The sequence below is a fragment of the Roseburia sp. 1XD42-69 genome, from assembly GCF_003612565.1.
Taxonomy (GTDB): Bacteria; Bacillota; Clostridia; order Lachnospirales; family Lachnospiraceae; genus Roseburia_B.
Window position 1 is genome coordinate 24,714 of record NZ_RAZG01000040.1, and the last position, 12,532, is coordinate 37,245.

At 43.5% G+C, this 12,532-nt stretch carries 13 protein-coding genes and 1 tRNA gene; 13 read left to right on the forward strand and 1 reads right to left on the reverse strand.

The window, feature by feature from the left end; genetic code table 11:
• Nucleotides 1–18: 18 nt before the first annotated feature.
• The 4 genes from D7Y06_RS16220 (at nt 19) to panB (ending at nt 2,336) form a co-directional block, all read left to right on the forward strand.
• The gene (locus tag D7Y06_RS16220) at nt 19–210 is read left to right on the forward strand and encodes a PspC domain-containing protein (RefSeq protein WP_120408800.1); all 192 of its coding nucleotides are present in this window, start codon (nt 19–21) and stop codon (nt 208–210) included.
• 9 nt (nt 211–219) lie between these two features.
• Nucleotides 220–438 carry a YccF domain-containing protein gene (locus D7Y06_RS16225; RefSeq protein WP_120408801.1) on the forward strand — a complete coding sequence of 73 codons (219 nt, stop codon included), beginning with the start codon at nt 220–222 and terminating at the stop codon, nt 436–438.
• 182 nt (nt 439–620) lie between these two features.
• Nucleotides 621–1,466 carry a Rossmann-like and DUF2520 domain-containing protein gene (locus tag D7Y06_RS16230; RefSeq protein ID WP_120408802.1) on the forward strand — a complete coding sequence of 282 codons (846 nt, stop codon included), beginning with the start codon at nt 621–623 and terminating at the stop codon, nt 1,464–1,466.
• Nucleotides 1,467–1,508: 42 nt separating this feature from the next.
• A complete protein-coding gene (gene panB, locus D7Y06_RS16235) occupies nt 1,509–2,336 on the forward strand; it encodes a 3-methyl-2-oxobutanoate hydroxymethyltransferase (RefSeq protein WP_120408803.1) in 828 nt (275 codons plus the stop codon).
• Nucleotides 2,337–2,382: 46 nt separating this feature from the next.
• Here the strand turns inward: panB and D7Y06_RS16240 are convergent.
• Nucleotides 2,383–2,470 (reverse strand) — tRNA-Ser (locus tag D7Y06_RS16240).
• Between the two features lie 158 nt (nt 2,471–2,628).
• Here D7Y06_RS16240 and D7Y06_RS16245 point away from each other — a divergent pair.
• The 9 genes from D7Y06_RS16245 to D7Y06_RS16285 all read left to right on the forward strand — a co-directional run bounded on the left by D7Y06_RS16245 (nt 2,629) and on the right by D7Y06_RS16285 (nt 12,334).
• The gene (locus tag D7Y06_RS16245; RefSeq protein WP_120408804.1) at nt 2,629–3,702 is read left to right on the forward strand and encodes a 6-phosphofructokinase; all 1,074 of its coding nucleotides are present in this window, start codon (nt 2,629–2,631) and stop codon (nt 3,700–3,702) included.
• Between the two features lie 21 nt (nt 3,703–3,723).
• On the forward strand, nt 3,724–5,295 hold the full coding sequence (gene dnaX, locus D7Y06_RS16250) for a DNA polymerase III subunit gamma/tau (RefSeq protein ID WP_120408805.1): 1,572 nt from the start codon (nt 3,724–3,726) through the stop codon (nt 5,293–5,295).
• Between the two features lie 36 nt (nt 5,296–5,331).
• Complete coding sequence (locus tag D7Y06_RS16255; RefSeq protein WP_120408806.1) at nt 5,332–5,682, forward strand: YbaB/EbfC family nucleoid-associated protein; 351 nt, start codon at nt 5,332–5,334, stop codon at nt 5,680–5,682.
• Between the two features lie 9 nt (nt 5,683–5,691).
• On the forward strand, nt 5,692–6,288 hold the full coding sequence (gene recR / locus D7Y06_RS16260; protein WP_120408807.1) for a recombination mediator RecR: 597 nt from the start codon (nt 5,692–5,694) through the stop codon (nt 6,286–6,288).
• 177 nt (nt 6,289–6,465) lie between these two features.
• Nucleotides 6,466–7,749 carry a LysM peptidoglycan-binding domain-containing protein gene (locus D7Y06_RS16265; RefSeq protein WP_120408808.1) on the forward strand — a complete coding sequence of 428 codons (1,284 nt, stop codon included), beginning with the start codon at nt 6,466–6,468 and terminating at the stop codon, nt 7,747–7,749.
• 49 nt (nt 7,750–7,798) lie between these two features.
• Nucleotides 7,799–8,992, forward strand: a complete 1,194-nt coding sequence (locus D7Y06_RS16270; protein WP_120408809.1) for a DUF5711 family protein — start codon at nt 7,799–7,801, stop codon at nt 8,990–8,992.
• Between the two features lie 10 nt (nt 8,993–9,002).
• Entirely contained in the window at nt 9,003–9,710 is a 708-nt protein-coding gene (locus D7Y06_RS16275; protein WP_120408810.1) for a CvpA family protein, read from the forward strand.
• A 215-nt stretch (nt 9,711–9,925) separates the two neighbouring features.
• Nucleotides 9,926–11,662, forward strand: a complete 1,737-nt coding sequence (locus D7Y06_RS16280) for a response regulator (protein WP_158591392.1) — start codon at nt 9,926–9,928, stop codon at nt 11,660–11,662.
• An 81-nt stretch (nt 11,663–11,743) separates the two neighbouring features.
• Nucleotides 11,744–12,334, forward strand: a complete 591-nt coding sequence (locus tag D7Y06_RS16285) for a hypothetical protein (protein WP_120408811.1) — start codon at nt 11,744–11,746, stop codon at nt 12,332–12,334.
• Nucleotides 12,335–12,532 lie beyond the last annotated feature (198 nt).

Genomic DNA, 12,532 nt, shown 5'->3' on the forward strand with positions numbered 1-12,532 from the left:
AGAAAGGAGTTAAAGACTATGGAAGAACCAAAGAGACTTTATAAGTCAAGAGCAAATAGGGTGTTATGCGGCGTGTGCGGAGGTATCGGAGAATATTTTAACATTGACCCGGTAATTATCCGGCTGCTTTTGGTAGTACTGTGCTGCGCAGGAGCCAGCGGAATTATTGGATATATTATTGCAGCTATAATTATACCGGAACAGTATTAGGAGGGTAAAATGCTATTATTGTTTTTATTAATGACCACATTGTTTTTTGGGCTGTTTTTCCTGTTTGGGGTAGTGATGCTTAAGATTTTGTACTTTTGCTGCGTGGGGCTCCCCATTGGAATATGCCTTGGCATGATTGGAATCCTGTGCTGCATCACCATTATAGGGATTCCCCTTGGAATGTTGTGTTTTAAAATGGCGGGATTTGTGATAGCGCCGTTACATTAGATGAGTCAAAGAAAGCTGCCGTCTCCGGGAAATATTCCCTTAGGCGGCAGTTTCAATTATAATTAGCTGTTCCTGCTGTACACAGGGATAATTGTATGTTAAAATTTCCATTGGATGGTATTCGCAAAGAAACTGTACCAGAAGAGAATGGAGTATCGCCTCGAAAGAAAAGGGGTGATGGTATGAGAATTGGATTTGTAGGAGCGGGTAAAGTGGGCTTTTCCCTGGGAAAGTACTTTACGGAACGCAACTTGTGTGTATCCGGCTATTACAGTCAAAATTCTAAGTCCGCCAAAGAAGCGGCGAAATTTACAGGCACAAAGTATTACGAAACTTTAAAAGAAATTACAGAGGATAGTGATACTCTGTTTCTGACGGTAAACGACGGGGCAATCTCCGGCGTATATTCAGAAATTGCCATGTTAAAAATCTCAGGTAAAATGATTTGTCATTGCAGCGGTGCAATGTCCTCGGAGGTTTTTGACGGCATTCGCGAAAAGGGGGCCTTTGGCTACTCTGTCCATCCAATTTATGCCTTTAACCATAAGTTAAAGAGCTATCAGGGACTTTCCCAGGTTTATTTTACAATTGAAGGCGCTTTGGAGCATTTGGAGGATATGGTAAATTTGTTCCGCCAGATTGGAAATAAAGCGGAGGTTATATCCAAGGAAGAGAAAGTACGCTACCATCTGGCGGCGGTTTTTGCCAGTAATCTGGTAGAAGGGCTCTATGATTACGCTTCAGATTTATTAGAGTCCTGCGGTTTGAGCCGGGAGTTTTCAAAAAAAGCGCTGCTGCCTTTGTTTTTGGGCAATGCGAAAGCCATTGGGGCTTACGGTGTGGAGAAAGCACTGACAGGCCCGGTGGAGCGTGGGGATGCGGAGACAGTGGAGAAACATTTAAACGCTTCTGATGGAGATGAGAGGGAAATATATACTCTATTAAGTCAGAAATTAGTGGAAATTTCCCAGAGAAAAAACCCCACAGGGGATTACAAAAAGATAAAAGAAATTTTAATAAAAGAATAAAATATAACAAATAACAGTGCAAAGCACAGAACGGAGTTTAAAATGAAAAATACGGTGGTTACATTTAAAGAGGCAAAGCAAAAAGGGGAAAAACTTACGATGCTTACAGCATATGATTATTCCACAGCCAAGCTGATAGACGAATCCGGGGTAAATTCTATTCTTGTGGGGGATTCCCTGGGAAATGTGATTTTGGGCTATGAAGATACCATTTCCGTTACGATGGAGGATATGATTCACCACGGTGCGGCAGTGGCAAGAGGGGCAAAAAACGCCCTGGTTGTGGTGGACATGCCTTTTATGTCTTATCAGACCAGTGTGTATGACGCAGTGGTAAACGCCGGAAGGCTGATGAAAGAGGGAAGGGCAGGAGCCGTGAAACTGGAAGGGGGCGAAGAGGTGTGTCCCCAGATTAAGGCAATTACAGCGGCAGGGATTCCCGTAGTGGCCCACCTTGGGCTTACCCCTCAGTCAATTCACGCTTTCGGGGGCCATAAAGTCCAGGGAAAGACGGAAAGTGCGGCAAAAAAGATTTTGGAGGATGCAAAGGCGGTAGAGCTTGCAGGGGCCTTTGCACTGGTGCTTGAGTGTGTTCCTGCCAAGCTGGCGGAACTTGTGACAAAAAATATTTCTATTCCCACTATTGGAATTGGAGCGGGGAATGTGTGTGACGGACAAGTGCTTGTTTACCAGGATATGCTGGGCATGTTTTCAGATTTTACCCCGAAGTTTGTGAAAAAATTTGCAAATGTAGGGGAAGTGATGACAAATGCATTTCAAGAATATATCAAAGCGGTAGGGGACGGGACTTTTCCAGGGAAGGAACACGAGTACACCTTGAGCGACGATGTATTAGAAAAATTATATTAAGATTTAAATATACAGCAGTTTGGCTTTGCCAAACTGCTGTATATAACGCAGACGGCGGGATTCGAACCCGCGTGCCGGCTGCCCGGCTAACTGATTTCGAGTCAGCCCCGTTATGACCACTTCGATACGTCTGCATCAGGTAAAATAACCTGTCACAACTATAGCATATATTTTCCCCCAGTTCAAGAAAGAATCCATATTGTGGATAAAAAGAAAATATATTATAATACTATTTGGAACAATACCCCAGTTTGGGGGAGGCACAAAAAAACGGAAAGGACTGTGTAGAATTATGAAAAGAATTGGTATGTTGACAAGCGGCGGAGACTGTCAGGCATTAAATGCAGCCATGCGCGGAGTGGTTAAGGGACTGAGCAACAATGTGGACGAATTGGAAGTATACGGATTCTATGACGGTTACAAAGGACTGATTTATGGAGAGTACAGGCTTTTGACTTCCACAGATTTCTCCGGTATCCTCACAAAGGGGGGGACTATCTTAGGATCATCCAGACAACCGTTTAAACTGATGCGTGTGCCGGATGAAAACGGACTGGACAAAGTGGAAGCCATGAAACAGACATATTACAAGCTGAATTTAGACTGTCTTGTTATCTTGGGCGGGAACGGAACCCAGAAGACGGCAAATCTCCTTCGGGAGGAGGGCCTTAATATTATTCATCTCCCCAAAACCATAGACAATGATATTTATGGAACAGACGTGACTTTCGGTTTTCAGAGTGCCATTAACATTGCAACGGACTGCATCGACTGTATCCATACAACAGCAGCTTCCCACAACAGAGTGTTTATTGTGGAAGTTATGGGACATAAAGTGGGATGGCTTACCTTGTATGCAGGAATTGCCGGAGGTGCGGATATTATACTTTTACCGGAAATTCCATATGATATAGATAAAGTTATCGAAGCTATTGAGAAGCGGACAAAGGCCGGGAAAGGGTTTACCATTCTGGCAGTTGCAGAGGGCGCCATATCTAAAAAGGATGCAAAACTTTCCAAGAAAGAATACAAAAAGAAATTGGAGAAATCTCCGTATCCTTCCGTGTCCTATGAGGTGGCGGATATGATTAAGCAGCGCACAGGCACAGAAGTCCGTGTTACCGTGCCGGGACATACCCAAAGGGGAGGAAGCCCCACACCCTACGACAGGGTGCTTTGCAGCAGACTTGGAGCTGCGGCTGCAGAGGCTATTTTAGAGGAAGACTACGGCTATATGATTGGTATTGTAAAAAATGAGACAGCTAGGATTCCTTTAGAGAAGGTGGCTGGGAAATTAAAAGTTGTAGAGCCGGACTGCCAGATTATCCGGGAAGCCAAAACCATTGGAATCAGTTTTGGGGATTAAATTATCAAGTGAGGAAATTTCATGTCTTATACTGCGTTATACCGTAAATTCCGTCCCCAGGAGTTTGGGGATGTCAGGGGGCAGGATGCCGTTGTCACTACCCTGAAAAACCAGATAGAAGCCGACAGAATCGGACACGCATATCTGTTTTGCGGCACAAGGGGAACGGGAAAAACATCCATAGCCAAGATTTTTGCCAAAGCGGTGAATTGTGAGCATCCAAAAGAGGGAAGCCCCTGCGGGGAATGTGCTTCCTGCAAGGCGGTGGCGGCGGGAACGTCCATGAATGTCATTGAGATTGACGCTGCCTCAAACAATGGGGTAGAGAGTATAAGACAAATCAGGGAGGAGGTTGCCTACCGGCCCACAGAGGGAAAGTTCAAGGTTTATATTATCGATGAGGTACATATGCTTTCCATAGGAGCATTTAACGCCTTATTGAAAACCTTGGAGGAGCCTCCTTCCTATGTAATATTTATTTTAGCCACAACGGAAGTGCACAAAATTCCCGTGACCATTCTCTCCAGGTGTCAGAGGTATGATTTTAAGCGGATTTCTGTGGATACCATCTGTGGCAGGTTAGAAGAACTTCTGGAAAAAGAGGGGATTGAAGCGGAGGAGAAGGCCATCCGTTATATTGCCCGCTCCGCAGACGGAGCCATGCGTGACGCACTAAGCCTTTTAGACCAGTGTATCGCATTTTACCTGGGGAAAAGCCTTACCTACGAAAAGGTCCTGGAGGTTTTAGGTGCGGTGGACACAGAGGTATTCAGCAGCCTTTTAAGAAGTATTTTAAAAGAAGATGTGCAGGATGCCATGAAACGGGTGGAAGATTTGGTGGCCCAGGGAAGAGAGCTTGGGCAGTTTATCACAGATTTCACCTGGTACTTAAGGAATCTGCTCTTAGTACAAAGTTCTGAGGGCTCTGAGGATGTGCTGGATATGTCCGGGGAAAATTTAAACCGGCTTAGGGAAGAGGCGCAAATGGCGGAGGATGAGACTATTATCCGCTACATCCGCATTTTTTCCCAATTATCCGGCCAGGTAAAATACTCCAGCCAAAAACGGGTTCTTCTGGAAGTGGCGCTTATCAAACTCTGCCGTCCCCAGATGGAGCGGGATTATGACTCTCTCATTGGGCGAATCGAGCAGTTGGAGAAACAAATTGCCCAGGGAATCCCTGTAGCTGCAACGAGAGGGGCGGATAGTTTTGGCAGAGGAGAACCCACGGCAGGCTATATTGAAAAAAAAGAGATTTTAGAGGAAGCCGTCCCTGAGGATATTAAAGAAGTGGTAAAAAACTGGCGGCAAATTATAGGGGATATGTCCAGTCTTTGCCGCAAGTATCTGTCAAAGGCCGTACCCAGCCTTGGAACTGGCGGCGAGCTTTTAGTGGTGTTTGACGATGCCCTTGCAGCGGGATATTTTTCCAGGGAAGAGGAAAAAAGACAGCTGGAGCAGGTAATTGCAGAGCATGTGGGAAAAGAAGTGGCTGTTTTGATTAAACAGAATGAAAGCGGGCTTCCCGCAGGGGATGCCTATGTGGATTTAGAGCAGGTGATTCATATGGATATCACCTATGAAGAGGAATAGATGATTGAAAAGAAAAATTTACGGAGGATTTAACTTATGGCAAAAAGAGGTGGATTTCCAGGAGGTATGCCTGGAAATATGAATAATCTCATGAAACAGGCACAGAAAATGCAGCGCCAGATGGAGGAGGCTCAGAAAGAGTTAGAGGAAAAAGAAATCTCAGCCACAGCCGGAGGCGGTGCCGTGGAAGTGACTGTTTCCGGGAAAAGAGAAATTACAAAAATCAAGCTGTCGGAGGAAGTGGTGGATCCGGAGGATATTGAAATGCTGGAGGATTTGATTATGGCGGCGGTAAATGAAGCACTGCGCCAGTTAGATGAATTTTCCTCTCAGTCCATGTCTAAAATTACAGGGGGAATGGGCGGTTTAGGCGGCCTGCCGTTTTAGGAGAAAACCATGGATTATTACAGCAGTCAGATTAACCGGTTGGTGGAGGAACTCTCCTCTCTGCCTGGTATCGGAGCAAAGTCTGCCCAGAGACTGGCTTTTCATATTTTAAATATGCCAAAGGAGAATGTGGAGAAACTTTCCAGGGCTATTGTGGAAGCAAAAGAAAATGTGCGCTACTGCAAAAGCTGTTTTACCCTTACAGATGAGGAACTCTGCCCCATCTGCAAGGACGAAAAACGTGACCACGGAACAATTATGGTAGTGGAAAATACCAGGGACCTGGCGGCATATGAAAAGACAGGGAAGTTTGAAGGTGTCTATCATGTGCTTCACGGGGCCATCTCTCCCATGCTTGGCATCGGGCCGGGGGATATCCGCTTAAAAGAGCTGATGCAGCGCCTGCAAAGCGAGGTGGATGAAGTGATTATTGCCACAAATTCCAGTCTGGAGGGGGAAACTACCGCTATGTATATCAGCAAATTAATAAAACCTACGGGAATAAAGGTTACAAGAATTGCCAGCGGTGTGCCTGTGGGAGGAGACTTGGAGTATATAGATGAAGTCACGTTACTCCGGGCGCTGGAGGGAAGAACAGAACTTTAATGTCAAAGAACAGATAATCGTCTTATTTTTTGCCCGTCTAAGGGGCAAAATCCCGAAAAACACACCATAGTGTCGAGATATTCTTTAAACTTCTTTCAGGAACTGTCAAAATATTCCGTTTCCTTATGCTAAATTATCATTAGGAAGTATAAGGTATACAGCAAAAAGGAGCGGATTATGATAGAAATCATACAGGAAACAGAGAAAACAGAGGACAAGCAGGAGGCAAAACTTCCCAGAAATATACGTCAGATTGGGAATCCCGAAAAAGATTTCCGAATTTATATGGAGGACTATGTCTATACATATCTTCACCCGGCGCAGCTTTACGGCTGTGAAATCGGTGTGTTTCCAAGAATGTTGATTCTGGTGGGGGAAATTGAGCACTTTTCCAACAGAAGCTGCGCTTTTATCAGCGGTGCGGTTCAGGTGGAAAATGAGCGTTTTCCCGAGGAAGTGCCGGAATTAAACGATGCCGCCTGGCGCCGTGTGAAAAAGGAGATGCAGCAATTTTTTGACAAATGCCAGATTGTAGGGTGGGTTCTTGATATTCCGGGAAATGCTTTGGAAATTACGCCGGAAATTGAAGATATGCACAGGACAAACTTCCTGAACAATTTTCAATTCTTTTTTTTAATGGATTCCAAAGAGAGGGAGGAAGCATTTTACACCTGGAAAGAGGGAAGGCTTACCAGAAAAGAGGGATATTTTATTTATTATGAAAAAAATCCCCAGATGCAGGAGTATATGATAAGCCGCAGGCAGGAACATTTCGGGGAACATCCTCCTATAGAAGATGTGGATGATGAGGCGGCAAGAACATACCGTGCCATGATGATGGAGAGAAAAGAAAATTCCTTTAAACGTCATTCCAGGATTTTTTCCTATGCCATATCTTCTCTTATGGTGGTGGCTTTGTGCTCTGTCACGGTTCTTTTAATCGGTTATATCCGCCGCATGGACCATATGGAAGAGACCCTTACGGTGATGTCTGTGGCTATGGAGAGCACGGAGCAGGAGCGTGTGAGCCAGCCGGGAGAAGTTGCAGTGGAAACCATCAGCAGCAATATTGTCCCGGCAGAAGATATTCAGGGGGAAGTGCAGCAGGATCCGGGGGATATTATGGCAGAAGGACAGCCGGAAAATGTATTGCCGGAGCCCTCCGGGAGTGCTTTGGCAGGAGAACAGCAGCCGGAAAATCAGGAAGAAACTAACGTTTCTGCGACAGAGGAGCCAAAGGACGAGACGGAAAGTTCTTATGAAGAGGAAACGCCCCCTGTTTTAACGGAGGCCCAGGTTTGCCTGCAGCAGGGGTATTACATAGTCAAAGCCGGGGACAGCCTGGAAAAAGTTTGTTTCAAAATCTATGGGAACTACGATAAATTAGAGGAGATTTGCCGTTTAAACGGAATTGAAAACCAGAACACAATTTTTGCGGGACAGAAAATAACTCTTCCATAAAAAAAAGAATATGATATACTGTTTTTAGAAAAATACAGGAGTATATTACATGGCAGATAAAAATAAACAGGGATTCCACACGGTTGAATCTAATGTGGAGGAGATGGAAGAGAAAATCCGCAGGCACCGGAAAAAAATAGTAATCCGGGGTTTTGTTTTGTTTTTAATTATAGCGGTTTCCATTGGAGCGGCAGGAATTTATTTTCAATATAAAGAATACACGGATTTTGAAGTAATCACAGAAATTTTGCGAAGTGACAGCGAGGCCACCCAGTATGAGACTTTTGCGGGAAATATACTGCGGTACAATAATGACGGGGCATTTTATGCGGACATGTCGGACAACTTAATCTGGAACCAGGCCTATGAGATGCAGAATCCTATGGTAGATATCTGTGAGAATTATGCGGCAGTGGCGGACAGACAGGGGACCCAGATTTATATTATGAATACCATAGGGGTTCAGGGGCAGATTGAGACAAATAAGCCAATCCAGGCCATATGTGTGGGAAATCAGGGGATTGTGGCGATTTTGACCCAGGAAGAGGGGACAAGTTATCTGGAATTGTATAACAAGAGCGGTGACAGTGTGGCTTCCGGTGAGATACATATGGAAAACAGCGGTTATCCCTTGGATATTGCCCTTTCCAATGATGCAAATAAACTGGCAGTCTCCATTTTGGATATCAGCAAGGGAGAAGCCCGGACCACAGTGGCGTTTTACAACTTTGGTTCCGTGGGTCAAAATGAGATTGACAATATTGTAGGATCATACACCTATGAGGATATGGTGATACCGGAAATAGATTTTATAACGAATGATATACTTATTGCATTTGGGGATTCCCAGGTAGTGTTGTTTGAAGGAACCCAAAAGCCCGAGGAGCTTTGGAAACTTCCCCTGGAAAAAGAAGTGAAAAGCATATTTTATGACGAATCTTATTTTGGCCTTGTGTACGACAAAGGGGATACCAGCAATACGCATATTATGGAAATATATGATACCAAGGGCAAGCTCCGGCTAGAGCAGAGTTTTAAAATGTCATATCAGCAGATAGAATTTCTGGAAAACCATCAGGTGTGCATTTTAGATGATACCAGATGCATCATATACACACTCCGGGGAGTAAAAAAATTTGCATATACATTTGATATGCCTGTTTACAAGGTTTTGTCCGGAAAAACAGACTGGAAATATACCTTTATTCTGGACGGGGCTATGGATGAAGTGAAATTGAAATAATGGAGTTGACATGAATATACTTACGATAGTGGTGCTGGCAGTAATTGGCCTCTGTGCATACGGGGGATACCGGCAGGGATTTTTGCGGGTGGCATACTCTCTGGCCGGATGGATTTTAGTTCTTTGCATTGTAACATTTTCTTCCCCTTATATTACGGCATATTTGGAAGAAAATACAAAAATAAAAGAAAATGTACAGGAAAAATGTGTAGATTATTTAGAAAATTCCGGGGAGGAAGAAATTAAGGAGAAAGCAGAGGAAAACAGGGATAAGGCCTCCACGGGCTTAAACAGTATATTCCTGCCCGACGCCGTTGTGGAGAATATTGTAAATTCTGCGGCAGAGCAAACACAGGAAATGATTTTAAGCACCGGGCTTTACCAGTACATTGCGGAATCTGTTTCCCAATTCATACTGGAGGGGATATCTTTTTTTGCAGCATTTCTCTTTGCCTCTGTCCTGGTGAAAAGCCTTGCAGGAGTGCTTGATATTGTATCCCGTCTTCCGGTGGTAAAAGATGTGAATAAGGCGCTTGGAGTTATGGCAGGGGGAATAAAAGGGCTGCTCATCGTATGGCTGGCCTTTTATCTTCTGGCTATCTGCATTACAAGTGAAGCTGCCAGGGGGATTTTTACTTATGTGGAGCAGAGTCCTGTTCTATTGTTCTTGTATGAAAACAATCTATTACTTCAGGTAATTATGGCATTTTTTCCATAAATTACCTTTTTCTTTGCCAGAGAAAGGACTTTTACACAGCGGGCAAAATTTGTGTTCTCCATTTTCCTTTAAAAAGATGGAGAAAAGAGAAAATAGTCTTTTGACGCAGGGGGGATTTTATGGTATATTATGAATAATTGGTCAATAAATTTATTAGCAGGTTGTCAGGGTGTATAATATTTGGACATTATATATAACAGCAAAGGAGAAGTGTTATGAATAATCGATTTGAGTGGCACAAAAGGTATGAATTAGGTGTAGATTTTATTGACAAAGAGCATAGAAAGCTTTTCAGTATAATGAACAAATTGTTTGAATATGGTGAAAATGACATAAAGACTCAGTGGATTTGCCAGGAAGGCATCAAATACTTTAAAGGACACGCCATGCAGCATTTCGCGGAAGAGGAAATGTATATGGCATCCCTTCACTATGAAGGATATGACAGGCACAGGAGGCTTCATGATAATTTTCGGAAGCAGACTCTGCCGGCTCTGGAAAAAGAACTGAATGAAACCGGATATTCACCGGACGCTATCAAGCATTTCCTTGGCGTCTGCGCCGGCTGGCTGATTGGCCATACCCTTACGGAAGACCGGGCCATAACAGGGCAGACTTCCAGCAAATGGGAAAACCTTTTGCCGGAGGAACAGATAAAAAAAGTGAGCCAGACCATCGTCCAGCTTTTAAATGAATTGTTTCAGTTGGATTCCCGGGTAATCAGTGAGCATTACGGCGGGGAAAAGTTCGGCAAAGGGTTTTATTACCGGTTAGTGTACAGTTCAAAGGATGATAAAGAATGGGAAGTTATTTTAATCTTTGAGGAAAGGCTGCTTCTTGCCACCATGGGAAAAATGATGGGCGAGCAGTCAGACAAGGTAAATGTTATGCTGATGAATGCCGTCAGATATACGGCACGGCAGTTTGTGGATCGTATCAGGATACATTTCCCCACGATTGCGTCCTACGAGATAAAAAACGAAAGTCTCCTTACATATGAACAGTTCCAGAAAATATTTGGAAAGCAGCAGCCCCAGTGCAGCCTGCTTTTTGACACCGGGGAAGGCTATTTTGCATATTGTGACCGTTCTCCCAGTTATCTTCAGGAGGAAATGGGAACGACCCTGGAAGCCAATAATACTACGGAAGAGATTAAAAATTATCTTAAAAAAGAAGAGGAGAACCAGAAGAAGAAAATACTTGTGGTGGATGACTCCAGTGTAATGCGTCAGGCAATGCAGGAACTTCTGGGAAATGATTATGAGGTTTCCGAGGTGTCTTCCGGAGTGGCGGCATTACAGAGCATCGCTTTAAACAGGCCCGATTTGATTTTACTGGACTATGAGATGCCGGTGTGCGACGGGGGCCAGGTTTTGGAAATGCTGCGTTCTGAGAAAAATATGTCAGATATCCCCGTGATTTTCCTTACGGGAAGAGGAGACCCGGAGAGCATAAAAAAAGTAATGGCATTAAAACCAGCAGGATATCTGCTGAAAAACTTAAAACCGGAAGATATTAAGGCAAATATTGACGGATTTTTAAGAAGGCAGGAAGAAGCTAAGAATAATCAGGCAGAGCCGAGAAAGAAAATACTTGTAGTGGACGATTCTGAGATGATGCGCCGGGCTATGCATGAACTTTTGGGCAGTGATTATGAAGTTTCGGAGGCATCTTCCGGTGTGGCAGCGATACAGAGTATCGCCTTAAGCAGACCAAATCTGATATTACTGGATTATGAAATGCCGGTGTGCGACGGAAGCCAGGTACTGGAAATGATACGTTCGGAAAAAAATATGGCGGATATTCCGGTAATTTTCCTGACAGGCAGGGGAGACCCGGAGAGTATTAAAAAGGTAATGGCATTAAAACCTGCAGGATATTTGTTGAAAAATTTAAAACCGGAAGATATTAAAGCCAATATTGATGGATTTTTAAGAAGGCAGAAGTCTTAAGTGAATTGAAATCAGAAAAGATATTACAACGGAGTTGTTGCAGAAATGCGGCAGCTCGTTTGTATATTGCGGGGGCTTAGAATGAAAAAGTCTATTATAATGATTTTTTTATTGTTTTTGTGCTTAGTGACGGCCTGTTCCTCAGAAAAATGCGGCAGAGAAATATCTATGAATGAGGATACACAGAAATTGGCTGATTTAGAATTAACTGATTTTGATACAGAAATTCAAAATATCTCAGAATTAAGAGATGAAGAGGAAATAGAGAGCCCGGAAGAGATTTTTTCTGTATTTGGCATACCAATTTTACTTCCAGAAAATAATTCTTGGATAAAAAATACGGAATATACCTTGATAGATGAAAATAATCTGGAAGTTTGCTATTATGATGATATTTCAGGAATTGACTGTAAACTGTCCGTTATCAAAAACGGCACGCTGGACGATACAACTTATTCCTACGATGAAACGTTAGACGAAACATGGCAGGGTGATTCTTTAGCAGGCGATACCGTGTACGTAAAAGTGCAGCACTCCGTAGATGACGGGAAAGTTTTTGCCTCCTGGGAGTATAAGAATTACAAATTTGCCATTCAGGGGGACATAGACCCTATGACAGACACAAGCCCTATTCCCAAAACAGCACTGTATATTATCAGTAAACTTCCGTAATTGTTCTGCCGTCCATATCTTTATAAAAGAAATTAAAAAAAGTAGTTGACATTTAAAGAGGGACATGCTATTATAGGAAAGCTGACGAACGGAGCAACTTTCCAGAATAAAAAAGTTAGCAAAAAAATAAAAAAGTTGTTGACAGACAGCGAAAGATGTGATAATCTATTAAAGCTGTCGCAGAAAACAACAGCAGAG

Excerpts from the sequence above, each read along its gene's own strand:
- D7Y06_RS16280 (WP_158591392.1), top strand. The coding sequence starts at position 9,926 with ATGAATAATCGATTTGAGTGGCACAAAAGGTATGAATTAGGTGTAGAT.
- D7Y06_RS16285 (WP_120408811.1), top strand. The coding sequence starts at position 11,744 with ATGAAAAAGTCTATTATAATGATTTTTTTATTGTTTTTGTGCTTAGTG.
- D7Y06_RS16220 (WP_120408800.1), top strand. The coding sequence starts at position 19 with ATGGAAGAACCAAAGAGACTTTATAAGTCAAGAGCAAATAGGGTGTTA.
- D7Y06_RS16265 (WP_120408808.1), top strand. The coding sequence starts at position 6,466 with ATGATAGAAATCATACAGGAAACAGAGAAAACAGAGGACAAGCAGGAG.
- D7Y06_RS16275 (WP_120408810.1), top strand. The coding sequence starts at position 9,003 with ATGAATATACTTACGATAGTGGTGCTGGCAGTAATTGGCCTCTGTGCA.
- dnaX (WP_120408805.1), top strand. The coding sequence starts at position 3,724 with ATGTCTTATACTGCGTTATACCGTAAATTCCGTCCCCAGGAGTTTGGG.
- D7Y06_RS16225 (WP_120408801.1), top strand. The coding sequence starts at position 220 with ATGCTATTATTGTTTTTATTAATGACCACATTGTTTTTTGGGCTGTTT.
- D7Y06_RS16245 (WP_120408804.1), top strand. The coding sequence starts at position 2,629 with ATGAAAAGAATTGGTATGTTGACAAGCGGCGGAGACTGTCAGGCATTA.
- recR (WP_120408807.1), top strand. The coding sequence starts at position 5,692 with ATGGATTATTACAGCAGTCAGATTAACCGGTTGGTGGAGGAACTCTCC.
- D7Y06_RS16230 (WP_120408802.1), top strand. The coding sequence starts at position 621 with ATGAGAATTGGATTTGTAGGAGCGGGTAAAGTGGGCTTTTCCCTGGGA.
- D7Y06_RS16255 (WP_120408806.1), top strand. The coding sequence starts at position 5,332 with ATGGCAAAAAGAGGTGGATTTCCAGGAGGTATGCCTGGAAATATGAAT.
- panB (WP_120408803.1), top strand. The coding sequence starts at position 1,509 with ATGAAAAATACGGTGGTTACATTTAAAGAGGCAAAGCAAAAAGGGGAA.
- D7Y06_RS16270 (WP_120408809.1), top strand. The coding sequence starts at position 7,799 with ATGGCAGATAAAAATAAACAGGGATTCCACACGGTTGAATCTAATGTG.